Annotated in this window: 15 protein-coding genes; 12 read left to right on the forward strand and 3 right to left on the reverse strand. The window is 65.4% G+C overall.

Annotated elements, in window-relative coordinates:
• From murD to APT63_04090, 9 genes are all read left to right on the forward strand, one after another.
• A complete protein-coding gene (gene murD / locus APT63_04050) occupies positions 1-1,347 on the forward strand; it encodes a UDP-N-acetylmuramoylalanine--D-glutamate ligase (protein AMA44850.1) in 1,347 nt (448 codons plus the stop codon).
• Complete coding sequence (locus tag APT63_04055) at positions 1,344-2,558, forward strand: cell division protein FtsW (GenBank protein AMA44851.1); 1,215 nt, start codon at positions 1,344-1,346, stop codon at positions 2,556-2,558. The genes murD and APT63_04055 overlap by 4 nt, the downstream gene beginning before the upstream one ends.
• Positions 2,548-3,627: a UDP-N-acetylglucosamine--N-acetylmuramyl-(pentapeptide) pyrophosphoryl-undecaprenol N-acetylglucosamine transferase gene (murG, locus tag APT63_04060; GenBank protein AMA44852.1), complete on the forward strand. Its 1,080-nt coding sequence runs from the start codon at positions 2,548-2,550 to the stop codon at positions 3,625-3,627. Before APT63_04055 ends, murG begins: the two co-directional genes overlap by 11 nt.
• Positions 3,620-5,074 (forward strand): UDP-N-acetylmuramate--alanine ligase, encoded by a 1,455-nt coding sequence (murC, locus tag APT63_04065; GenBank protein AMA44853.1) that lies wholly within the window; start codon positions 3,620-3,622, stop codon positions 5,072-5,074. Before murG ends, murC begins: the two co-directional genes overlap by 8 nt.
• Entirely contained in the window at positions 5,071-6,030 is a 960-nt protein-coding gene (locus APT63_04070; GenBank protein AMA44854.1) for a D-alanine--D-alanine ligase, read from the forward strand. The genes murC and APT63_04070 overlap by 4 nt, the downstream gene beginning before the upstream one ends.
• A gap of 6 nt (positions 6,031-6,036) precedes the next feature.
• Positions 6,037-6,906, forward strand: coding sequence for a cell division protein FtsQ (locus tag APT63_04075; protein ID AMA44855.1), 870 nt, complete (start codon positions 6,037-6,039; stop codon positions 6,904-6,906).
• Between the two features lie 15 nt (positions 6,907-6,921).
• Positions 6,922-8,175 carry a cell division protein FtsA gene (locus tag APT63_04080; protein AMA44856.1) on the forward strand — a complete coding sequence of 418 codons (1,254 nt, stop codon included), beginning with the start codon at positions 6,922-6,924 and terminating at the stop codon, positions 8,173-8,175.
• A 56-nt stretch (positions 8,176-8,231) separates the two neighbouring features.
• The gene (locus tag APT63_04085) at positions 8,232-9,434 is read left to right on the forward strand and encodes a cell division protein FtsZ (GenBank protein AMA44857.1); all 1,203 of its coding nucleotides are present in this window, start codon (positions 8,232-8,234) and stop codon (positions 9,432-9,434) included.
• A gap of 112 nt (positions 9,435-9,546) precedes the next feature.
• Positions 9,547-10,458 (forward strand): UDP-3-O-[3-hydroxymyristoyl] N-acetylglucosamine deacetylase, encoded by a 912-nt coding sequence (locus APT63_04090; GenBank protein ID AMA44858.1) that lies wholly within the window; start codon positions 9,547-9,549, stop codon positions 10,456-10,458.
• A gap of 60 nt (positions 10,459-10,518) precedes the next feature.
• On the opposite strand, the gene APT63_04095 is transcribed toward APT63_04090, so the two are convergent.
• On the reverse strand, positions 10,519-10,974 hold the full coding sequence (locus tag APT63_04095; GenBank protein AMA44859.1) for an RNA-binding protein: 456 nt from the start codon (positions 10,972-10,974) through the stop codon (positions 10,519-10,521).
• A 704-nt stretch (positions 10,975-11,678) separates the two neighbouring features.
• On the opposite strand from APT63_04095, the gene secA reads away from it, so the two are divergent.
• The 3 genes from secA (at position 11,679) to APT63_04110 (ending at position 16,938) form a co-directional block, all read left to right on the forward strand.
• Entirely contained in the window at positions 11,679-14,417 is a 2,739-nt protein-coding gene (secA, locus tag APT63_04100; GenBank protein AMA44860.1) for a preprotein translocase subunit SecA, read from the forward strand.
• Positions 14,418-14,541: 124 nt separating this feature from the next.
• Positions 14,542-15,759 (forward strand): ornithine acetyltransferase, encoded by a 1,218-nt coding sequence (gene argJ, locus APT63_04105; GenBank protein AMA44861.1) that lies wholly within the window; start codon positions 14,542-14,544, stop codon positions 15,757-15,759.
• Positions 15,760-15,993: 234 nt separating this feature from the next.
• Positions 15,994-16,938, forward strand: a complete 945-nt coding sequence (locus tag APT63_04110) for a hypothetical protein (protein ID AMA44862.1) — start codon at positions 15,994-15,996, stop codon at positions 16,936-16,938.
• A 991-nt stretch (positions 16,939-17,929) separates the two neighbouring features.
• Here the strand turns inward: APT63_04110 and APT63_04115 are convergent.
• Positions 17,930-18,496 carry a cobalamin adenosyltransferase gene (locus APT63_04115; GenBank protein AMA44863.1) on the reverse strand — a complete coding sequence of 189 codons (567 nt, stop codon included), beginning with the start codon at positions 18,494-18,496 and terminating at the stop codon, positions 17,930-17,932.
• Between the two features lies 1 nt (position 18,497).
• The gene (locus APT63_04120) at positions 18,498-20,525 is read right to left on the reverse strand and encodes a PAS domain-containing sensor histidine kinase (protein AMA44864.1); all 2,028 of its coding nucleotides are present in this window, start codon (positions 20,523-20,525) and stop codon (positions 18,498-18,500) included.
• Positions 20,526-20,548 lie beyond the last annotated feature (23 nt).

Genomic DNA, 20,548 nt, shown 5'->3' on the forward strand with positions numbered 1-20,548 from the left:
GTGTCCTTGATCGCATCTGACCACTTCCGCATCGTCGTCGGCCTCGGCAAGAGCGGCATGTCCCTGGTTCGCTTCCTGGCGAGCCGGGGCATCGCCTTTGCGGTCGCCGACACGCGCGCGTGCCCGCCAGAGCTCGAGACGCTGCGCCGCGACTACCCTTCCGTAGACGTACGCTGCGGTGAGCTGGACGTCGAGTTTCTCTGCCGGGCCGACGAGCTGTACGTCAGCCCCGGTCTGGCACTGGCCACGCCCGCGCTGCAAGCGGCGGCGGCGCGGGGTGTGCGGCTATCGGGGGACATCGAGCTGTTCGCCCGGCACGCCAAGGCCCCGATCGTGGCCATTACCGGGTCGAATGCGAAGAGCACCGTGACCACCCTGGTCGGCGAGATGGCGGCCCAGGCAGGCAAGCGTGTGGCGGTCGGTGGCAACCTGGGCACGCCGGCGCTGGACCTGCTGGGCGATGACGTCGAGCTGTACGTGCTCGAGCTGTCGAGCTTCCAGCTGGAGACCACCGATCAGCTCGATGCCGAGGTGGCGACGGTGCTGAACATCAGCGAAGACCACATGGACCGCTACAGCGGCCTGCCGGCCTATCACCTGGCCAAGCACCGGGTCTTCCGCGGCGCACGCCAGGTGGTGGTCAACCGCCAGGATGCCCTGAGCCGGCCCCTGCCGGTCGAAGGCCAGCCGTGCTGGACCTTCGGCCTCAATGCACCGGACTTCAAGGCATTCGGGCTGCGCGAGGTCGAAGGTGAAAAACACCTAGCCTTCGAATTCCACTCCCTGATGCCGGTGCGCGAGCTGAAAGTCCGGGGCGCCCACAACCAGAGCAACGCGCTGGCAGCCCTGGCCCTGGGCCATGCGGTCGGGCTCCCGTTCGCGCCGATGCTCGAGGCCCTGCGGGCCTTCACCGGGCTGGCTCACCGTTGCCAGTGGGTGCGTGAGCGCGAGTCGGTGAACTGGTACGACGATTCCAAGGCCACCAACGTCGGCGCGGCGCTGGCGGCGATCGAAGGCCTGGGTGCCGACATCGACGGCCAGCTGGTGCTGATCGCCGGGGGCGACGGCAAGGGCGCCGACTTCTCGGCCCTGCGTGGCCCCGTGGCGCGTCACTGCCGCGCGGTGGTGCTGCTGGGGCGTGACGCCGATCGCCTGGCCGAGGCGCTGGGCGACGAGGTGGCCCAGGTGCGCGTGACCACGCTCGAGGAGGCCGTGCAACGCAGTGCGGCCCTGGCCCGACCGGGCGATGCGGTGCTGCTGTCGCCGGCCTGCGCCAGTCTCGACATGTTCCGCAATTTCGAAGAGCGTGGGCGCCTGTTCGCCCAGGCCGTGGGAGCACTGGCATGATCTTCAACGTCATCAAGCCGTATCCCTCGCCGCTGATCAGCGGCCGTGGCATCGACCTGGACTTCGCCTTCCTGGCCGGCTGCCTGGCATTGCTCGGCCTGGGGCTGGTGATGATCACCTCGGCGTCGTCGGAAGTGGCGGCCGTGCAGTCCGGCAACCCGCTGTACCACATGTTCCGGCACCTGGTGTACGTGGCGCTGGGCCTCGGCGCCTGCGGCGTGACCATGCTGGTGCCGATCGCCACCTGGCAGCGCATGGGCTTCACCATGCTGCTGTGCGCCTTCGGGCTGCTGGTGCTGGTGCTGGTGCCCGGCATCGGGCGCGAGGTCAACGGTTCGATGCGCTGGATCGGCTTCAGCTTCTTCAACGTGCAGCCTTCGGAGATCGCCAAGGTCTTCGTGGTCATCTACCTGGCCGGCTACCTGGTGCGCCGCCAGCAGGAAGTGCGCGAGAGCTGGATGGGCTTCTTCAAGCCGTTCATCGTGCTGCTGCCCATGGCGGGCCTGTTGCTGATGGAGCCCGACTTCGGCGCCACCGTGGTGATGATGGGCGCCGCCGCCGCCATGCTGTTTCTCGGCGGGGTGGGGCTGTTCCGCTTCAGCCTGATGGTGGTACTGGCCGTGGTGGCGGTGTTCGTGCTGGTACAGGCCCAGCCTTACCGGATGGCCCGTCTGATCACCTTCACCGACCCCTGGTCCGACCAGTTCGGTTCGGGCTACCAGTTGACCCAGGCGCTGATCGCCTTCGGCCGTGGCGAATGGCTGGGCGTGGGCCTGGGCAACAGCGTGCAGAAGCAGTTCTACCTGCCCGAAGCGCACACCGACTTCGTGTTCTCGGTACTGGCCGAGGAGCTGGGCGTGGTCGGCTCGCTGGTCACCGTGGCGCTGTTCGTGTTCGTCACCGTGCGCGCCCTGTACATCGGCCTGTGGGCCGAGAAAGCCAAGCAATTCTTCGCGGCCTACATGGCCTTCGGCCTGTCCTTCCTGTGGATCGGTCAGTTCCTGATCAACATCGGCGTGAACGTCGGTCTGCTGCCGACCAAAGGGCTGACCTTGCCCTTCCTCAGCTACGGGGGCAGCTCGCTGGTGATCTGCTGTGCCTGCGTCGGGCTGTTGCTGCGCATCGAGTGGGAGAGCCGGACGCACCTGGGCAGCGAGGAGCATGAGTTCAACGAAAGTGATTTTGCCGAGGAGCCTGCCCATGGCCGATGACGGCAAGAATGTACTGATCATGGCCGGTGGCACGGGCGGACACGTCTTCCCGGCCCTGGCCTGCGCCCGTGAGTTCCAGAGCCGCGGCTACCGTGTGCACTGGCTGGGTACACCGCGTGGTATCGAAAACGAGCTGGTACCCCAGGCGGGGCTGCCCCTGCACCTGATCCAGGTCACCGGGCTGCGCGGCAAGGGCAAGCTGTCCCTGCTCAAGGCCCCGTTGACCCTGGTTAAGGCCGTGGCCCAGGCACGGCGCATCATCCGTCAGATCAAGCCGGTCTGCGTGCTGGGGTTCGGGGGTTACGTGACCGGTCCTGGCGGCGTGGCCGCGCGTCTGTGCGGGGTGCCGCTGGTGGTCCATGAACAGAATGCCCGCGCCGGGACAGCCAACCGTTTGCTGGCGCCATTGGCGGCACGGGTCTGCGAAGCCTTCCCCGAGACGTTTCCGTCGAGCGACAAGCGCCGCACCACCGGTAACCCGGTGCGCGCCGAGCTGTTCCTGAACGACGGCCGTGCGCCTCTGGCCGGACGCCGTGCGCGCCTGCTGGTACTGGGTGGCAGCCTGGGCGCCGAGCCCTTGAACGTGCTGCTGCCCCAGGCGTTGGCCAAGGTGCCGGACGAGGTGCGCCCGGAGGTCTTCCACCAGGCCGGCAGGCAGCATGCCGTGATCACCGCCGAGCGCTACCGCGAGGCCGGGCTCGAGGCCCAGGTCGAGCCGTTCATCAAGGACATGGCCCAGGCCTATGGCTGGGCCGACCTGGTGGTGTGCCGGTCCGGCGCGCTGACCGTGAGCGAGCTGGCCGCCGCCGGGCTGCCGTCGATGCTGGTGCCGCTGCCCCATGCCATCGACGATCACCAGACCCACAACGCCCATTATCTGGCCCGCGAAGGCGCTGCCTTCCTGATGCCACAAGCGACAACCGGCGCAGCGCAGCTCGCTGAACGCCTGAACGAGGTGCTGATGCAACCCGAGAAACTCAACGCCATGGCCGGCACCGCACGCCGCCTGGCCAAGCCTGACGCAACCGGCACCGTGGTCGACATCTGCCTGGAGGTCGCCCATGGTTGAAAGTCAGAAAGCCATGCCGCAACCCGAGATGCGCCGCATCCGCACGATCCACTTCGTCGGCATCGGCGGCGTCGGCATGTGCGGCATCGCCGAGGTGCTGCTGAACCTGGGCTATCAGGTCTCCGGGTCGGACCTCAAAGCTTCGCCCGTGACCGAGCGGCTGCAGTCGTTCGGCGCCGAGATCTTCGTCGGCCACCGCGCCGAGAACGCCGCCAAGGCCGATGTGCTGGTGGTCTCCAGCGCGGTCAACAAGGCCAACCCCGAAGTGGCCACCGCCCTCGAGCGGCGTATCCCCGTGGTGCCGCGTGCCGAGATGCTCGCCGAGCTGATGCGCTACCGCCACGGCATCGCGGTCGCCGGTACCCACGGCAAGACCACCACCACCAGCCTGCTGGCGTCGGTATTCGCTGCCGGTGGCCTGGACCCGACCTTCGTCATCGGCGGCCGCCTGAACGCGGCCGGCACCAATGCGCAGCTGGGCACCAGCCGCTACCTGATCGCCGAAGCGGACGAAAGCGACGCCAGCTTCCTGCACCTGCAGCCGCTGGTGGCCGTGGTGACCAACATCGACGCCGACCACATGGCCACCTACGAAGGTGACTTCAACCGGTTGAAGAAGACCTTCGTCGAGTTCCTGCACAACCTGCCGTTCTACGGGCTGGCGGTGATGTGCCTGGACGATCCGGTGGTGCGCGAGATCCTGCCGCAGGTCAAGCGCCCGTCGGTCACCTACGGGTTCAGCGAAGAGGCCGACGTGCGCGCCATCAACGTGCGCCAGCAGGGCATGCAGACCTACTTCACCGTACTGCGTCGCGATCGCGCGCCGCTGGACGTGTCGGTGAACATGCCGGGCAACCACAACGTGCTCAACGCCTTGGCGACCATCGCCATCGCCACCGACGAAGGCATCAGCGACGAAGCCATCGTCCAGGGCCTGTCGGGCTTCCAGGGCGTCGGTCGACGCTTCCAGGTCTACGGCGAGCTGCCGGTGGACGGTGGCAGCGTGATGCTGGTGGACGACTATGGTCACCACCCGACCGAAGTCGCCGCCGTGATCAAGGCCGTGCGTGGCGGCTGGCCGGAGCGCCGTCTGGTGATGGTGTACCAGCCGCACCGCTACAGCCGAACGCGCGACCTGTACGACGATTTCGTCCAGGTACTGGGCGATGCCAACGTGCTGCTGCTGATGGAAGTCTACCCGGCGGGCGAAGAACCGATCCCGGGCGCCGACAGTCGCCAGCTGTGCCACAGCATTCGCCAGCGTGGCCAACTCGACCCGGTCTACATCGAGCGTGGCACCGAGCTGGCCCCCGTGGTCAAGCCGATGCTGCGTGCCGGTGACATCCTCATCTGCCAAGGCGCCGGCGACATCGGCGGCCTGGCCCCGCAATTGCTGCGCAGCCCGTTGTTCGCGGCTGCCCAGGTGAACCAGGAGCACTCGAAATGACGGTGGCCCAGTACCAAGCCCTGCATTCGACCCTCGACCCCAAGGCCTTCGGCCGGGTCGCGGTGCTGTACGGCGGCACCAGCGCCGAACGTGAAGTCTCGCTCAAGTCGGGCGCCGCCGTGCTCGACGCCCTGCAGAGCGGCGGTGTCGATGCATTCGGCATCGATGTCGGCGACGACCTGCTGACCCGTTTGCAGCAAGAGCGCATCGACCGCGCCTTCATCATCTTGCATGGCCGCGGGGGCGAGGACGGCAGCATGCAAGGCCTGCTGGAGTGCCTGGGCATTCCCTACACCGGCAGCGGCATCCTGGCGTCGGCCCTGGCCATGGACAAACTGCGCACCAAGCAGGTCTGGCAGAGCCTGGGTATTCCGACGCCACGCCATGCGGTGCTGGGTAGCGAAAACGATTGTTTTTCCGCCGGGCAGGAACTGGGCTTTCCTTTGATCGTCAAACCCGCGCATGAAGGTTCAAGTATCGGCATGGCGAAGGTGAACAGCGTGCAGGAACTGGTCACCGCATGGAAGGAGGCTGCCACGTACGATTCGCAGGTACTCGTCGAGCAATGGATTCACGGTCCCGAGTACACCATCAGCGTATTGCGCGGGCAGGTGCTGCCGCCAATCGCCCTCGGTACGCCGCACGTGTTCTACGACTACGATGCCAAGTACCTGGCCAATGACACGCAGTACCGCATTCCGTGTGGATTGAGCAGTGACCGCGAGCAGGAGCTGGTCGAGTTGACCGCACGCGCCTGCGATGCCATCGGCATCGAGGGCTGGGGGCGGCTCGACGTCATGCAGGACGAGCAGGGCCGGTTCTGGCTGCTCGAGGTCAACACCGCACCAGGCATGACCGATCATAGCCTGGTGCCCATGGCGGCGCGTGCCGCCGGCCTGGACTTCCAGCAACTGGTGCTGGCGATCCTGGCGGACAGCGTCGAGAAACGAGGTTAACGAGCCATGCAAGGCGCGATGGTACGTCAGCAGCAACCCGCCCCCGGCCGCAACAAGCCGGTGCCGCGCGGTGCCAGTCGTCTGGTGGCTGAAGAGCCCGTGGCGGCGCGCCTGAAGAAAACCCATTTCGGCTTCTTCAAGCGCCTGTTCTGGCCCGTGCTGCTGGTGGCCGCAGGTTTCGGCGCCTACGAAGGCGCCATCCGCCTGATGCCGTATGCCGACCGTCCCATCACCAAGATCGCCGTGCAGGGCGACCTGAGCTACATCAGCCAGCAGGCGGTGCAGCAACGGATCGCCCCGTACGTCGCCGCCAGCTTCTTCACCGTCGACCTGAGCGCGATGCGCGCCGAGCTCGAGCAGATGCCGTGGATCGCCCATGCCGAGGTGCGTCGCGTCTGGCCGGACGAGGTGGTGGTGCGACTCGAAGAGCAACTGCCCGTGGCGCGGTGGGGCGACGATGCCCTGCTCAACAACCAGGGCCAGGCGTTCGCGCCACGCGAGCTGGCCAACTATGAACACCTGCCCAAGCTGGCCGGGCCGCAGCGCGCGCCGCAGCAGGTCATGCAGCAATACCAGGTGCTGAGCCAGATGCTGCGTCCGCTGGGCTTCTCCATTGCCCGGCTGGAGCTGCGCGAGCGCGGCAGCTGGTTCCTCACCACCGGTTCCGGCACGGCCGGACCTGGGATCGAATTACTGTTGGGACGTGACCACCTGGTAGAAAAGATGCGCCGTTTCATTGCCATTTACGACAAGACACTCAAAGAGCAGATCACCCACATTGCCCGCATCGATCTGCGTTATGCCAATGGCCTGGCCGTTGGTTGGCGGGAACCGATTGCACCGACGACGGCCCAACCCGCCGTTGCCAAGAATTAGAGAGAGGCAGGACAAATGGCAAACGCGCATAGCGGAAAGATGATCGTCGGGCTGGACATCGGCACCTCCAAGGTGGTGGCGCTGGTGGGCGAAGTCGGTGAAGACGGTACGCTGGAAATCGTCGGCATCGGGACGCACCCGTCCCGTGGCCTGAAGAAAGGCGTGGTGGTGAACATCGAATCGACCGTGCAGTCGATTCAGCGCGCCGTGGAAGAGGCCCAGCTGATGGCCGGCTGCCGGATCCACTCGGCCTTCGTCGGCGTGGCGGGCAACCACATCCGCAGCCTGAACTCCCACGGCATCGTCGCCATTCGCGACCGCGAGGTCAGCACCGCCGACCTGGAACGCGTGCTGGACGCCGCCCAGGCCGTCGCCATTCCGGCCGATCAACGTGTCCTGCACACCCTGCCGCAGGACTACGTGATCGACAACCAGGAAGGCGTGCGTGAACCCCTGGGCATGTCCGGCGTACGTCTGGAGGCCAAGGTCCATGTGGTGACCTGCGCGGTCAACGCCGCGCAGAACATCGAGAAGTGCGTGCGCCGCTGCGGCCTGGAAATCGACGACATCATCCTCGAGCAACTGGCCTCGGCCTACTCGGTGCTGACCGACGACGAGAAGGAACTGGGCGTGTGCCTGGTGGACATCGGCGGCGGCACGACCGACATCGCCATCTTCACCGAAGGTGCCATTCGTCACACAGCCGTGATTCCGATTGCCGGTGATCAGGTTACCAACGACATTGCCATGGCCTTGCGCACGCCGACCCAGTACGCTGAGGAGATCAAGATCCGTTATGCCTGCGCCCTGGCCAAGCTGGCCAGCGCGGGCGAAACGATCAAGGTGCCGAGCGTGGGTGATCGCCCACCTCGCGAGTTGTCGCGTCAGGCGCTGGCCGAAGTGGTCGAGCCTCGCTACGACGAGCTTTTCACCTTGATCCAGGCAGAATTGCGCCGCAGCGGTTATGAAGACCTGGTGCCCGCGGGCATCGTACTGACCGGTGGCACCGCGAAGATGGAAGGTGCCGTGGAACTGGCCGAAGAGATTTTCCACATGCCGGTACGCCTGGGCGTACCGCATAGCGTTCGGGGACTGAGCGACGTCGTGCGCAACCCGATCTATTCCACAGGCGTGGGGTTGCTCGCCTACGGTCTGCAGAAGCAGTCCGACGACATCCCGCAGGCCGGGCACGGCGGCAACAGTTACGGCGAAGAAACGAAGGCCCCAGTGCTTGAGCGCTTCAAGCGCTGGGTCCAAGGCAATTTCTAAGTTTCAAAAGCAGTAGTGGCAGGCGCACAAAACTAGAGAATGTAAGGAGAGGGAAAATGTTCGAGCTCGTAGACAACGTCCCGCAAAGCCCGGTCATCAAGGTGATCGGCGTCGGTGGCGGCGGTGGCAACGCCGTCAACCACATGGTCAAGAGCAACATCGAAGGCGTCGAGTTCATCTGCGCCAACACCGATGCTCAGGCGCTCAAGAACATTGGTGCGCGCACTATCCTGCAGCTGGGTACCGGGGTCACCAAGGGCTTGGGCGCTGGCGCCAACCCGGAAGTCGGTCGTCAGGCCGCGCTGGAAGACCGTGAACGCATCGCCGAAGTGCTGCAAGGCACCAACATGGTGTTCATCACCACCGGCATGGGCGGCGGTACCGGCACCGGTGCAGCGCCGATCATCGCCGAAGTGGCGAAGGAAATGGGCATCCTGACCGTGGCCGTGGTCACGCGTCCGTTCCCGTTCGAAGGCCGCAAGCGCATGCAGATCGCCGACGAGGGGATCCGCTCGCTGGCCGAAAGCGTCGACTCGCTGATCACCATTCCCAACGAAAAGCTGCTGACCATTCTCGGCAAGGACGCCAGCCTGCTGTCCGCTTTCGCCAAGGCCGATGACGTGCTGGCCGGTGCCGTGCGCGGTATCTCCGACATCATCAAGCGTCCCGGCATGATCAACGTCGACTTCGCCGACGTACGCACCGTGATGGGCGAGATGGGCATGGCCATGATGGGTACCGGCTGCGCCAGCGGTCCGAACCGTGCGCGCGAAGCGACCGAGGCGGCCATCCGCAACCCGCTGCTCGAAGACGTCAACCTGCAGGGCGCACGCGGCATCCTGGTCAACATCACCGCCGGTCCCGACCTGTCCCTGGGCGAGTACTCCGACGTGGGTAGCATCATCGAGGCCTTCGCCTCCGACCACGCCATGGTCAAGGTCGGTACCGTCATCGACCCGGACATGCGCGACGAGCTGCACGTGACCGTCGTGGCCACCGGCCTGGGCGCGCGCATCGAGAAGCCGGTCAAGGTGATCGACAACACGCTGCAGTCGGCAGCCGCCTCGGCTTCCCAGCAGACCCCGGCACCGGCTCCGGTGCGCAACGAGCAGTCGTCGGTCAACTACCGCGACCTCGAGCGTCCGACCGTCATGCGCAACCAGGCCCACCAAGGTGCTGCGGCCGCGGCCAAACTCAACCCGCAAGACGACCTGGATTACCTGGACATTCCAGCCTTCCTGCGCCGTCAGGCCGATTGATGGAATTTATCAGGGCTATGCAGGTGATTGGTGTTCAGCAAAGGTCGGGTCTGTTATCATCCCTGGCCTTTGTTGATACCTGTTCGCAATTTGCGCTGAAGCGGCCGAAGCCATGATTAGACAACGCACCCTGAAGAATACCATCCGTGCCACAGGCGTCGGCCTGCACTCGGGGGAAAAGGTCTACCTGACCCTCAAGCCCGCGCCTGTCGACACTGGCATCGTCTTTCGCCGCGCCGACCTGAACCCGGTCGTGGAAATCGCCGCCTGGGCGAAGAACGTCGGTGAAACCACCATGTCGACGACCCTGGTCGACGGCGGCGTGAAGGTCGATACCGTCGAGCACCTGCTGTCGGCCATGGCGGGCCTGGGCATCGACAATGCCTATGTGGAGCTTTCCGCATCGGAAGTCCCGATCATGGACGGCAGCGCCGGTCCATTCGTGTTTCTGATTCAGTCGGCAGGCCTGGAAGAGCAGGACGCGCCGAAGAAATTCATCCGTATTCTGCGTGAAGTCACCGTCACAGACGGCGACAAGCGCGCGACCTTCAAGCCGTTCGAGGGCTTCAAGGTGAGTTTCGAAATAGATTTCGACCACCCGGTGCTGCGCAACCGCACGCAAACGGCCAGCGTCGACTTCTCCAGCACCTCGTTCGTCAAGGAAGTCAGCCGCGCTCGTACGTTCGGCTTCATGCGTGACCTGGAGTACATGCGCAAGCACAACCGCGCACTGGGCGGCAGCGTGGCCAACGCCATCGTCGTCGACGAGAGCGGTGTACTCAACGAAGACGGCCTGCGGTACGAGGACGAATTCGTCAAGCACAAGATCCTCGATGCCATCGGCGACCTGTACCTGCTGGGCAAGAGCCTGATCGGCGAGTTCTACGGCTTCAAGTCCGGCCATGCGCTGAACAACAAGCTGCTGCGCCGCCTGATCGACGAGACCGATGCCTGGGAAGTCGTGACGTTCGAAGACGCCAGCACGGCGCCGATCTCCTACATGCGGCCTGTAGCTGCCGTGTAAGCGATCGTGCTGTGATGCACTGAAAAGGCCGCCCTCCGGGGCGGCCTTTTTCGTTGGGGCTTAGGGCTTGGGCGGCGCATGCTTGGCCAGCCGTTCCAAGGCCTCGCGCAAGCGCGGATCGCGGATGCCTTCGGCCGAGTCACGGATGCTGGTGGCCGCGTCGTTCGAGAGCATCATGGGCTGGCTGACCCGTGGGGCCGATACTAGCGGCGGGCGGACCTGGAAGCGGATCTTCTGCAGGTTGCCAAAGGCCTCCAGCGCCTGGAGTTGGCGTTGCAGGCGTTTCTGCTGGTACCGCAGGCGCGTGGCCCAGTGCCCGTCGGTGACCACCAGCGACAGGACGCCATCACGCCATGCCGCGATATGGCAGTGAGCGCGTGCCGCAGGCTGCAACTGGCTTTCCAGCAGACGTTGCAGGTGTGCCAGGCGCTGGGCCTGGTTGAGCAGCAGCTTGAGCGGCCGCGCGCCACGCAGCAGTTCGGACGGCGGGCGGGCAGGGGAGGGCTTGTAGGCCATGGGGTAGAGCAACCGACGTGGAAGTGAGCGTTAGCTTACCAGACGAGGAAGGGGGAGTGGCACGCTGCACGTGGCAGGCCGAAGCACTTCCTCTGTGGGAGATTCTATGGTTTCTGCCAAGTGCTAATGTGGGCCCTGGCGGGCCCAATCGCGGCACAGGGGCCGCTCCTACACCCGTAGCCCCACCGCGGTGACTGTGTGCGGGCTTGGCCGCGATGGCGTTCGGTCCGTCACCGCCTGCCATCGCGGGCAAGTCCGCTCTCACAAGCTGCTTGCGCAGCCATGCCTAGACCGACGGCTACAGAGATCTGGGTGGGAGCTGGCTTGCCAGCGATAGGGCCCTGTCAGGCGCCGCCTGCATCGCGGGTAGGCTCACACATCGGCCCATGCGGTCTGGCATGTACCAAGTAGAAAAAGACAGGTGCTCCTACAGGTGCGGCGGTGGGGCGGCGGGCCTTCACAGGGTGGGCTTCGTTGATCGGCGTCAAGCTCACCGCTCACCGCTTTTCCCTCACACCTTGAACTCCCCGGATTCATCCCTATCTTACAAGGGCCCCGTCACAGCGCTGTGCCAGTATCGTGGACATCCGCCACTTTCCTCACCATCGTTTCCGGGTAGAATGCTCGTTCGCATGCGGCCTCCGGCTGCACGGGCGACTTCACGGGGCCGCCCTCCATCCCCACGTGTGGAAGATCCTGCCGATATGTTTGCGCCTTTGTTAAAAAAACTTTTTGGAAGCAAGAACGAGCGTGAAGTCAAACGCATGCTCAAGACGGTGAATACCGTCAATGCCTTCGAAGAGAAGATGGTGGCCTTGTCCGACGAGCAACTGCGTGCCAAGACCGCAGAGTTCAAGGAACGCTTGGCCAAAGGCGAGACGCTCGATCAGTTGCTGCCCGAGGCGTTCGCCGTGGCCCGTGAGGCCGGCAAGCGTGTCATGGGCATGCGTCACTTCGATGTCCAGCTGATCGGCGGCATGACGCTGCACGAAGGCATGATCGCCGAGATGCGTACCGGTGAGGGCAAGACCCTGGTCGGTACCCTGGCCGTCTACCTCAACGCACTGTCCGGCAAGGGCGTGCACGTGGTCACGGTCAACGACTACCTGGCCGGTCGTGACGCCAACTGGATGCGTCCGCTGTACGAGTTCCTCGGCCTGACCGTGGGCATCGTCTCGGCCTTCCAGCCGCCGGAAGAGAAGCGCGCCGCCTACGCCGCCGACATCACCTACGGCACCAACAACGAATTCGGCTTCGACTACCTGCGCGACAACATGGCGTTCAGTCAGGACGAGAAATTCCAGCGCGAACTCAACTTCGCCGTGATCGACGAAGTCGACTCGATCCTCATCGACGAAGCCCGTACCCCGCTGATCATCTCCGGCCAGGCCGAAGACAGCTCCAAGCTGTACATCGAGATCAACCGCCTGATCCCGCGCCTGACCCAGCACATCGAAGAAGTCGAAGGCCAGGTGACCCAAGAGGGCCACTACACCATCGACGAGAAGACCCGTCAGGTCGAGCTCAACGAGGCCGGGCACCAGTTCATCGAAGAGATGCTCACCCAGGCCGGGCTGCTGGCCGAGGGCGAGAGCCTGTACTCGGCGCACAACCTGGGCCTGCTGACCCACGTCTACGCCGGCCTGCGTGCGCACAAGCTGTTCCACCGCAACGTCGAGTACATCGTGCAGGACGGTCAGGTGCTGCTGATCGACGAACACACCGGCCGCACCATGCCCGGTCGTCGTCTGTCCGAAGGCCTGCACCAGGCCATCGAGGCCAAGGAAAACCTCAACATCCAGGCCGAGAGCCAGACGCTGGCGTCGACCACCTTCCAGAACTACTTCCGTCTCTACACCAAGCTGTCGGGCATGACCGGTACCGCCGACACCGAGGCGTTCGAGTTCGCCCAGATCTACAACCTCAACGTGATGGTCATTCCGCCGAACAAGCCGTTGGCGCGCAAGGACTTCAACGACCTGGTGTACCTGACCGCCGACGAGAAGTACGCCGCGATCATCGCCGACATCAAGGAAAGCATGGCCCAGGGCCGTCCCGTGTTGGTCGGTACCGCGACCATCGAGACGTCCGAGCACATGGCCAACCTGCTGGTCAAGGAAGGCATCGAGCACAAGGTCCTCAACGCCAAGTACCACGAGAAGGAAGCCGAGATCATCGCCCAGGCAGGTCGCCCTGGCGCGCTGACCATCGCCACCAACATGGCCGGCCGTGGTACCGACATCCTGCTGGGCGGCAACTGGGAAGCCGAAGTCGCCGCGCTGGACAACCCCACCGCCGAGCAGATCGCCCAGATCAAGGCCGACTGGCAGAAGCGTCACCAGCAAGTGCTGGAAGCCGGTGGCCTGCACGTGATCGCCTCCGAGCGTCACGAATCGCGCCGGATCGACAACCAGCTGCGTGGCCGTGCCGGCCGTCAGGGCGATGCCGGTTCCAGCCGCTTCTACCTGTCGCTCGAAGACAGCCTGATGCGCATCTTCGCCTCCGATCGGGTGAAGAACTTCATGAAGGCCCTGGGCATGCAGTCCGGTGAGGCCATCGAACACCGCATGGTCACCAACGCCATCGAGAAAGCCCAACGCAAGGTCGAAGGCCGCAACTTCGACATCCGCAAGCAGCTGCTCGAGTACGACGACGTCGCCAACGAACAGCGCAAGGTGATCTACCACATGCGCAACAGCCTGCTGGCGGCCGAGAACATCGGCGAGACCATCATCGGGTTCCGCCAGGAAGTGCTCGACGCCACCATCAGCCAGCACATCCCGCCGCAGTCGCTGCCCGAGCAGTGGGACGTGGCCGGCCTGGAAGCGGCGCTGGCCAGCGATTTCGCGATCAAGCTGCCGATCCAGCAGTGGCTCGACGAGGACGAGCGCCTCTACGAGGAGACCTTGCGCGAGAAGCTGCTGAGCGAGATCACCACCGCCTATCACGAGAAGGAAGACCAGGCCGGTGCCGAGGCGCTGCGCTCGTTCGAGAAGCAGATCGTGCTGCGCGTGCTGGACGACCTGTGGAAGGACCATCTGTCGACCATGGACCACCTGCGTCACGGCATTCACCTGCGTGGGTATGCGCAGAAGAACCCCAAGCAGGAGTACAAGCGCGAATCCTTCACCCTGTTCCAGGAGCTGCTCGACTCGATCAAGCGCGACGCCATCCGCGTGCTCTCGCACGTTCAGGTCCGCCGCGAAGACCCGGCCGAGGAAGAGGCGCGCCTGCGTCGCGATGCCGAGGAATTGGCCAGCCGCATGCACTTCGAGCACGCTGAAGCGCCAGGCCTGGAAGAGCAGCCGGTCGCGGAAGGCGAAGCTGCCGACACCGCCGTCGCCACTGCGCCCGTGCGCAACGACCAGAAGCTGGGTCGCAACGAGCCCTGCTGGTGTGGTTCGGGCAAGAAGTTCAAGCACTGCCATGGCCAGATCGACTGATCAGCCCTGAGCCCGCGATACGCCGCTACTGAACACTGCGCCGCGCCGGTTTCGACCGCCGCGGCGTTGTTCCTTCTTCCGCTTCGCCTTACTCTGTGCGATCTATCTACCTAGGAGCGCTTTCATGGCTGTTGGTCTTGGTCCCCTGCCTACCTTGCACCCGGTTCCCGGTTTCGAACTCGGCATCGCTTCGGCGGGCATCAAGCGTCCCGGACGCAAGGATGTGGTCGTCATGCGCTGCGCCGAAGGCGCCAGCGTGGCCGGTGTGTTCACCCTCAACGCGTTCTGCGCCGCGCCGGTCATCCTGGCCAAGCAGCGCGTGCAGGGCACCGTGCGCTACCTGCTGACCAACACCGGCAACGCCAACGCCGGCACCGGTGCACCGGGCCTGGCGGCCGCCGAGCGCACCTGCGCGACCCTGGCCGACCTGGCGGGCGTCGAGGCCAGCGCGGTACTGCCGTTCTCTACGGGTGTCATCGGCGAACCCCTGCCGGTGGAGAAAATCGAGGGCGCCTTGCAGGCCGCGCTGGATGACCTGTCGGAAGACAACTGGGCCGACGCCGCCACGGGCATCATGACCACCGACACCTTGCCCAAGGGCGCCAGCCGCCAGTTCCAGCACGACGGCGTCACCGTCACCGTGACCGGCATCAGCAAGGGCGCGGGCATGATCCGTCCGAACATGGCCACCATGCTCGGCTACATCGCCACCGACGCCAAGGTCGCACCAGGCGTGCTGAAAGACCTGATGCTCGACGGCGCCAACAAGTCGTTCAACCGCATCACCATCGACGGCGACACCTCGACCAACGACTGCTGCATGCTGATCGCCACCGGCAAGGCCGACCTGCCAGAGATCACCGAGGCCAGCGGCCCGTTGTTCGAGGCGCTGAAGGCCGCCGTGTTCGAGGTGTGCATGGAAGTGGCTCAGGCCATCGTCCGTGACGGCGAGGGCGCCACCAAGTTCGTCACCGTGCAGGTCAACGGCGGTGGCAATCATCAGGAATGCCTGGATGTCGGGTATGCCGTGGCGCATTCGCCGTTGATCAAGACCGCGCTGTTCGCCTCCGACCCCAACTGGGGCCGTATCCTGGCCGCCGTCGGCCGTGCCGGTGTGCCGGAACTCGACGTCAGCCTGATCGACGTGTACCTGGGCGAGGTGTGCATCGCCAGCCAGGGCGGGCGCAGCCCGAGCTACACGGAAGAGCAGGGCGCTGCGGTCATGGCCCAGGAAGAGATCACCATCCGCATCGAGCTGGACCGCGGGGCGTGCAGTGAAACCATCTGGACCACTGACCTTTCCCACGAGTACGTGAAGATCAACGCCGAATACCGGACCTGATCGATCCTCCTTCGCCCGTTCGCTGCCCGTGGTCCACGGTCGCAGCCACGGGCATCGGGCCTGCGCCCGTCTGCCCCATCGTCTGCATCATCCCAGGGAGCCTTCCATGCGCCATCACCTGACCTTCGATTCCGCACCCCATGCAGTCTGTCTGCGTAGACTGCGGGCCTGTCGCCCAGCGTTTGCCACGGACCTCGCTTTGCGCGATGTCCGACATTGCCAGGAGGGGGGGCGATGAAACGGGTACATGTCGTTGCAGCGGTCATCCGGGGCGAGGACAGGCGCATCCTGATCGCCCGACGTGACGAGACCCAGCACCAGGGCGGATTGTGGGAGTTTCCCGGTGGCAAGGTCGAGGCGGGGGAGGACGTGAACGCCGCCCTGGCCCGTGAGCTGCACGAGGAGCTGGGTATCCGTGTGCTGCGTGCCAGGCCGTTGATCAAGGTACGCCACGACTACCCCGACAAACAGATCCTGCTCGACGTGCACGAGGTGGAGGCCTTCGACGGCGAACCCCACGGCGCCGAAGGTCAGCCGGTGGCCTGGGTGTCGCCCAGGGCGCTAGGGGACTATGCGTTTCCTGAGGCCAACAGGCCGATCGTCGCTGCCGCGCGTCTTCCCGACCAGTACCTGATCACCCCGGACGGGCTCGAGGTACCGGCACTGCTGCGAGGCATCCGTCAGGCCGTGGCGCAAGGCTGCAAGCTCGTCCAGCTGCGCGCCCCGGACCTGTACGACCCCAAGTACCGGGACGTGGCGGTGGATGCCATCGGGCTGTGTGCGGGCAAGGCGCAGCTCATGCTCAAAGGGCCTCTGGAATGGCTGGGCGATTTCCCATCGGCCGGCTGGCACCTGACCGCACAGCAGTTGCGCAAGTATGCAGCCAAGGGCCGGCCGTTTCCGGTCGATCGCTGGTTGGCGGCCTCCTGTCATGATGAAGAGGAGCTGAGCCTGGCCCGGCAGATGGGGGTGGACTTCGTGACGCTTTCCCCGGTGCAGGCGACCCAGACCCACCCTGAGGCGACCCCGCTGGGGTGGGAAACGGCCCAGCGGCTCATCGACGGGTGTGGGCAGCCGGTCTTTCTGCTCGGCGGCGTAGGGCCGCAGGACAGCGCGCGTGCGCGTACGATCGGGGCACAGGGCGTGGCGGGCATTCGGGCGTTCTGGCCGGTGGATTGAAGAGGCGCCTGCAGGCCGTGCAGGTGCTCTACGGGCGGCGGTCTGTGCTGACATTGGGTGTAGGCCCTGCAGACCCAATCTCGGCCCCTGTGGGGGCGGGCTTGCCCGCGATAGCGTCCGATCCGTCACCGCCTGCATCGCGGGCAAGCCCGCTCCCACAAGCTGCTCACGCAGCCAGGTCGGCGCTAAGCTGACAAGTTGCCGAGATCTGAGTGGGAGCTTGCCAGCGATAGCGTCCTATCAGGCGCCGCCTGCATCGCGGGCAGGCCCCCACAAGCTGCTCACGCAGCCAGGTCGGCACTGAGCTGACAAGTTGCCGAGGTCTGGGTGGGAGCTGGCTTGCCAGCGATAGGGCCCTATCAGGCGCTGCTTGCATCGCGGGCAAGCCCGCTCCCACAAGCTGCTCACGCAGCCAGGTCGGCACTGAGCTGACAAGTTGCCGAGATCTGGGTGGGAGCTGGCTTGCCAGCGATAGGGCCCTATCAGGCGCTGCTTGCATCGCAGGCAAGCCCGCTCCCACAAGCTGCTCACGCAGCCAGGTCGGCACTGAGCTGACAAGTTGCCGAGGTCTGGGTGGGAGCTGGCTTGCCAGCGATAGGGCCCTATCAGGCGCCGCCTGCATCGCGGGCAAGCCCGCTCCCACAAGCTGCTCATGCAGCCAGGTCGGCACTAAGCTGACAAGTTGCCGAGGTCTGGGTGGGAGCTGGCTTGCCAGCGATAGGGCCCTATCAGGCGCCGCCTGCATCGCGGGCAAGCCCGCTCCCACAAGCTGCTCATGCAGCCAGGTCGGCACTAAGCTGACAAGTTGCCGAGGTCTGGGTGGGAGCTGGCTTGCCAGCGATAGGGCCCTATCAGGCGCCGCCTGCATCGCGGGCATGCCCCACAAAGAGATTTCGTCAGTCTGTAAGGCCCGCAATGCCGTTCAGGCTGTGCAGCCCTTGCCGGGGCGCCAGACCGGCCGCGATCAGGCCTGCAACGCCCACAACATCCATCAACGCGGCGACCGCTTCGCCGCCTGCCACAACACCTCGTCCACGCCCTGGCGTCGCCCGATGATCCGCGCCGCCACGAACAGCAGGTCCGACAACCGGTTCACATAGGCCAACCCCACCCCGGCCAACGGCTCCACCTGGTTGAGCTGCTGGCAACGCCGCTCGGCCGTGCGCGCCAGGCTGCGGCACACATGGGCCTGGGCCACCAACGCCGAGCCGCCTGGCAGGATAAAGTTCTCCAACGGCCCCAGCTCGTCGTTCCAGTGATCGATCGCCGCCTCCAGCCGCTCGACTTCGCCGGTGTCCAAGGCCTGGTAGCTGGGCATCGCCAGCTCGCCTCCCAGGTCGAAGAGCCGGTGCTGGCAGGGCGCCAATACTTCGCTCACTTCGTCCAGGCCCACTTCGGCCAACCCGGCCAGCAACAGACCGAGCTGGCTGTTCAGGCTGTCCACTTCGCCGATGGCTTCGATGCGCGGGTGATCCTTGGGCACGCGGCGGCCATCGCCCAGGCCCGTTTCGCCCTTGTCACCCGTGCGGGTGTAGATCTTGGAAAGCCGAAAGCCCATGTCATGATTCCTCGGTGTCCACGGGCAGCGCTGGCGTGCCCAGGGGCAGGCGCAGCGTGAAGCAGGTGCCCTGGCCGGGCGCCGACTGCACTTCCATCTGCCCTTTGTGGTTGTTGGTGATGATGAAGTAGGACACGGACAACCCCAGCCCGGTGCCCTGGCCGATCTCCTTGGTGGTGAAGAAGGGCTCGAAGGTGCGCTTACGCACGGCCTCCGACATGCCGACGCCATTGTCCTCGACCTGGATTTCTGCCCAAGGCGGATTGAGCCGGGTGCGGAGGATGATACGTCCCGGCTCGCCGCCCTCAGGTCGCTGATGAATCGCCTGGGCAGCGTTCTTCAGCAGGTTGAGCAGCACCTGTTCCAGCTCGTTCGCGGTGCAGGGCACCGGCCCCAGTGCCGGGTCGAACTGCCGCACGATCGACTGGCCCTTGAAATCGAAGCCGATGGTCAGGTCGAAGTCGTTCCCGGCGATCTCCACGGCCTGATCGATCAAGGCAGCCAGGTCACAGGGGATCAGCTGTCGATCGCTGCGGCGGCTGAAATTGAGCATGTGGGTGACGATCTTGGCCGCGCGCCCGCCGGCCTGCTGGATACCCTCGAGCAACTGCGGGATCTCCCGGGCTTCCAGATAGCGATTGATGTCGGCCAGGTCCAGGTGCAACGCCTCGGCCTGCTCCAGGTTGCGTGGCAGCTCGGGAGACAGGCGGCGGCGGATGTTCTGCACGTTGTGCACGATCGCCCCGAGCGGGTTGTTGATCTCGTGCGCCATCCCGGCGGCCAGACCGCCCACCGAGAGCATCTTTTCCGACTGGACCATCATTTCTTCCAGCGACAGGCGCTGGGTGATGTCGTCGATCCGGATCACCACGCCACGGCCACCGCCGCCGGTCAGGGGGTAGAACGTCAGGGCATAGTGACGCGGCTCGTCGTGCTTGGGCCAGGTGACCCGCTCGATCTTCTCCACCCGATGCTGCTGCACACTGGCCCTGAGCTGCGGCAGGAAAGGCTTGAGCGGCTCGAAGGCGAGAAACACCGGTTGGTTCAGCGCCTCCTCCAGGCGCGTGCCGGAGAGCGCCGTGGCTTCCTGGTTCCACTGGGTCACGTACAGCTGCTCGTCGAGCGCGATCAAGGCCGAGGGCATCGAGTCGATGATGCTGTTGAGGTAGTTCTGAAAGCCGGTGAGCTTCTTTTCGATCTTGCTGCGTACCTGGACTTCCAGCTCCAGCTTGCGGTTGGTATGGCGTGTTTCTTCAGCCAGCCCCTGGGCCTGGTCGAAGGCCGACTGGAATTCGTCGCGAGCACGCTTGAGCTGCTGCTCGCGCGCCTCGATGCGCGACAGCATGGTGTTGAAAGCCTGGGCCAGGCTGCCGATCTCGTCGTCGTTGCCGGGCTGGGCGCGCAGGGCGTAGCTTTCTTCGCGGGTGACCTGGCGGCTGAGCTCTTCAAGCTGGTGGATCGGCTGGGTGATCAGCCGCTTGATCTGCCGCGCCACCACCAGCCAGAGCAGGATGCTGAACACCAGGATGCCCAGGCTGGCCGTCAGGGTGCCGGTGTAGAACGCCATGGGCAGTTCGCTGCTGGCCACCAGCAGCAGGTGCGAGGGCGGGCTGCCGGGGCGGGGCAGACGGATCAGCTGCGTGCTGCGAAACTCGGTCAGGCGCCAGGCCTCGATGTTGCGGTAGCGCTTGGGCAGGGTCAGCGGCTCGCCATGCTGGATCTGCGCCAGCAGGCGTCCGTCGCTGCCGTAGATCGCGCCTGCACGCAGCGGCGCGTAGTCGTGCAGCGTCTCGAGCAACGCGGTGGCGGAGGCGGGCGATTCACCGGCGCGTGCCGACAGCTGGGGGTTGGCGACCAGCCGACCAAGGGTCTGCAGCGCCTGGGGGGCCATGCTTTCCTGGGTGATCCAGTAGGCGGCGCTGATGAAGGTCAGGTTGGCGACCACCAGGATCGTCACCAGCAGCACCAGCAGGGCTGCCAGCAGTTTCTGCCCGACCGGGAGGTCTTCCAGGCGTTGGCGCAAAGTCATGGGCGTGGCACTGTCCGTGAAGG

Origin of the sequence: Pseudomonas monteilii (assembly GCA_001534745.1) — a bacterium.
Taxonomy (GTDB): Bacteria; Pseudomonadota; Gammaproteobacteria; order Pseudomonadales; family Pseudomonadaceae; genus Aquipseudomonas; species Aquipseudomonas alabamensis.

What these genes read in the sequence shown, in the direction of transcription:
- APT63_04070 (AMA44854.1), top strand. Translation starts at nt 5,071, where the DNA reads ATGACGGTGGCCCAGTACCAAGCCCTGCATTCGACCCTCGACCCCAAG.
- APT63_04095 (AMA44859.1), bottom strand. Translation starts at nt 10,974, where the DNA reads ATGGCCTACAAGCCCTCCCCTGCCCGCCCGCCGTCCGAACTGCTGCGT.
- APT63_04080 (AMA44856.1), top strand. Translation starts at nt 6,922, where the DNA reads ATGGCAAACGCGCATAGCGGAAAGATGATCGTCGGGCTGGACATCGGC.
- APT63_04110 (AMA44862.1), top strand. Translation starts at nt 15,994, where the DNA reads ATGAAACGGGTACATGTCGTTGCAGCGGTCATCCGGGGCGAGGACAGG.
- argJ (AMA44861.1), top strand. Translation starts at nt 14,542, where the DNA reads ATGGCTGTTGGTCTTGGTCCCCTGCCTACCTTGCACCCGGTTCCCGGT.
- APT63_04085 (AMA44857.1), top strand. Translation starts at nt 8,232, where the DNA reads ATGTTCGAGCTCGTAGACAACGTCCCGCAAAGCCCGGTCATCAAGGTG.
- APT63_04090 (AMA44858.1), top strand. Translation starts at nt 9,547, where the DNA reads ATGATTAGACAACGCACCCTGAAGAATACCATCCGTGCCACAGGCGTC.
- APT63_04075 (AMA44855.1), top strand. Translation starts at nt 6,037, where the DNA reads ATGCAAGGCGCGATGGTACGTCAGCAGCAACCCGCCCCCGGCCGCAAC.
- murG (AMA44852.1), top strand. Translation starts at nt 2,548, where the DNA reads ATGGCCGATGACGGCAAGAATGTACTGATCATGGCCGGTGGCACGGGC.
- APT63_04055 (AMA44851.1), top strand. Translation starts at nt 1,344, where the DNA reads ATGATCTTCAACGTCATCAAGCCGTATCCCTCGCCGCTGATCAGCGGC.
- murC (AMA44853.1), top strand. Translation starts at nt 3,620, where the DNA reads ATGGTTGAAAGTCAGAAAGCCATGCCGCAACCCGAGATGCGCCGCATC.
- APT63_04115 (AMA44863.1), bottom strand. Translation starts at nt 18,496, where the DNA reads ATGGGCTTTCGGCTTTCCAAGATCTACACCCGCACGGGTGACAAGGGC.
- secA (AMA44860.1), top strand. Translation starts at nt 11,679, where the DNA reads ATGTTTGCGCCTTTGTTAAAAAAACTTTTTGGAAGCAAGAACGAGCGT.
- APT63_04120 (AMA44864.1), bottom strand. Translation starts at nt 20,525, where the DNA reads ATGACTTTGCGCCAACGCCTGGAAGACCTCCCGGTCGGGCAGAAACTG.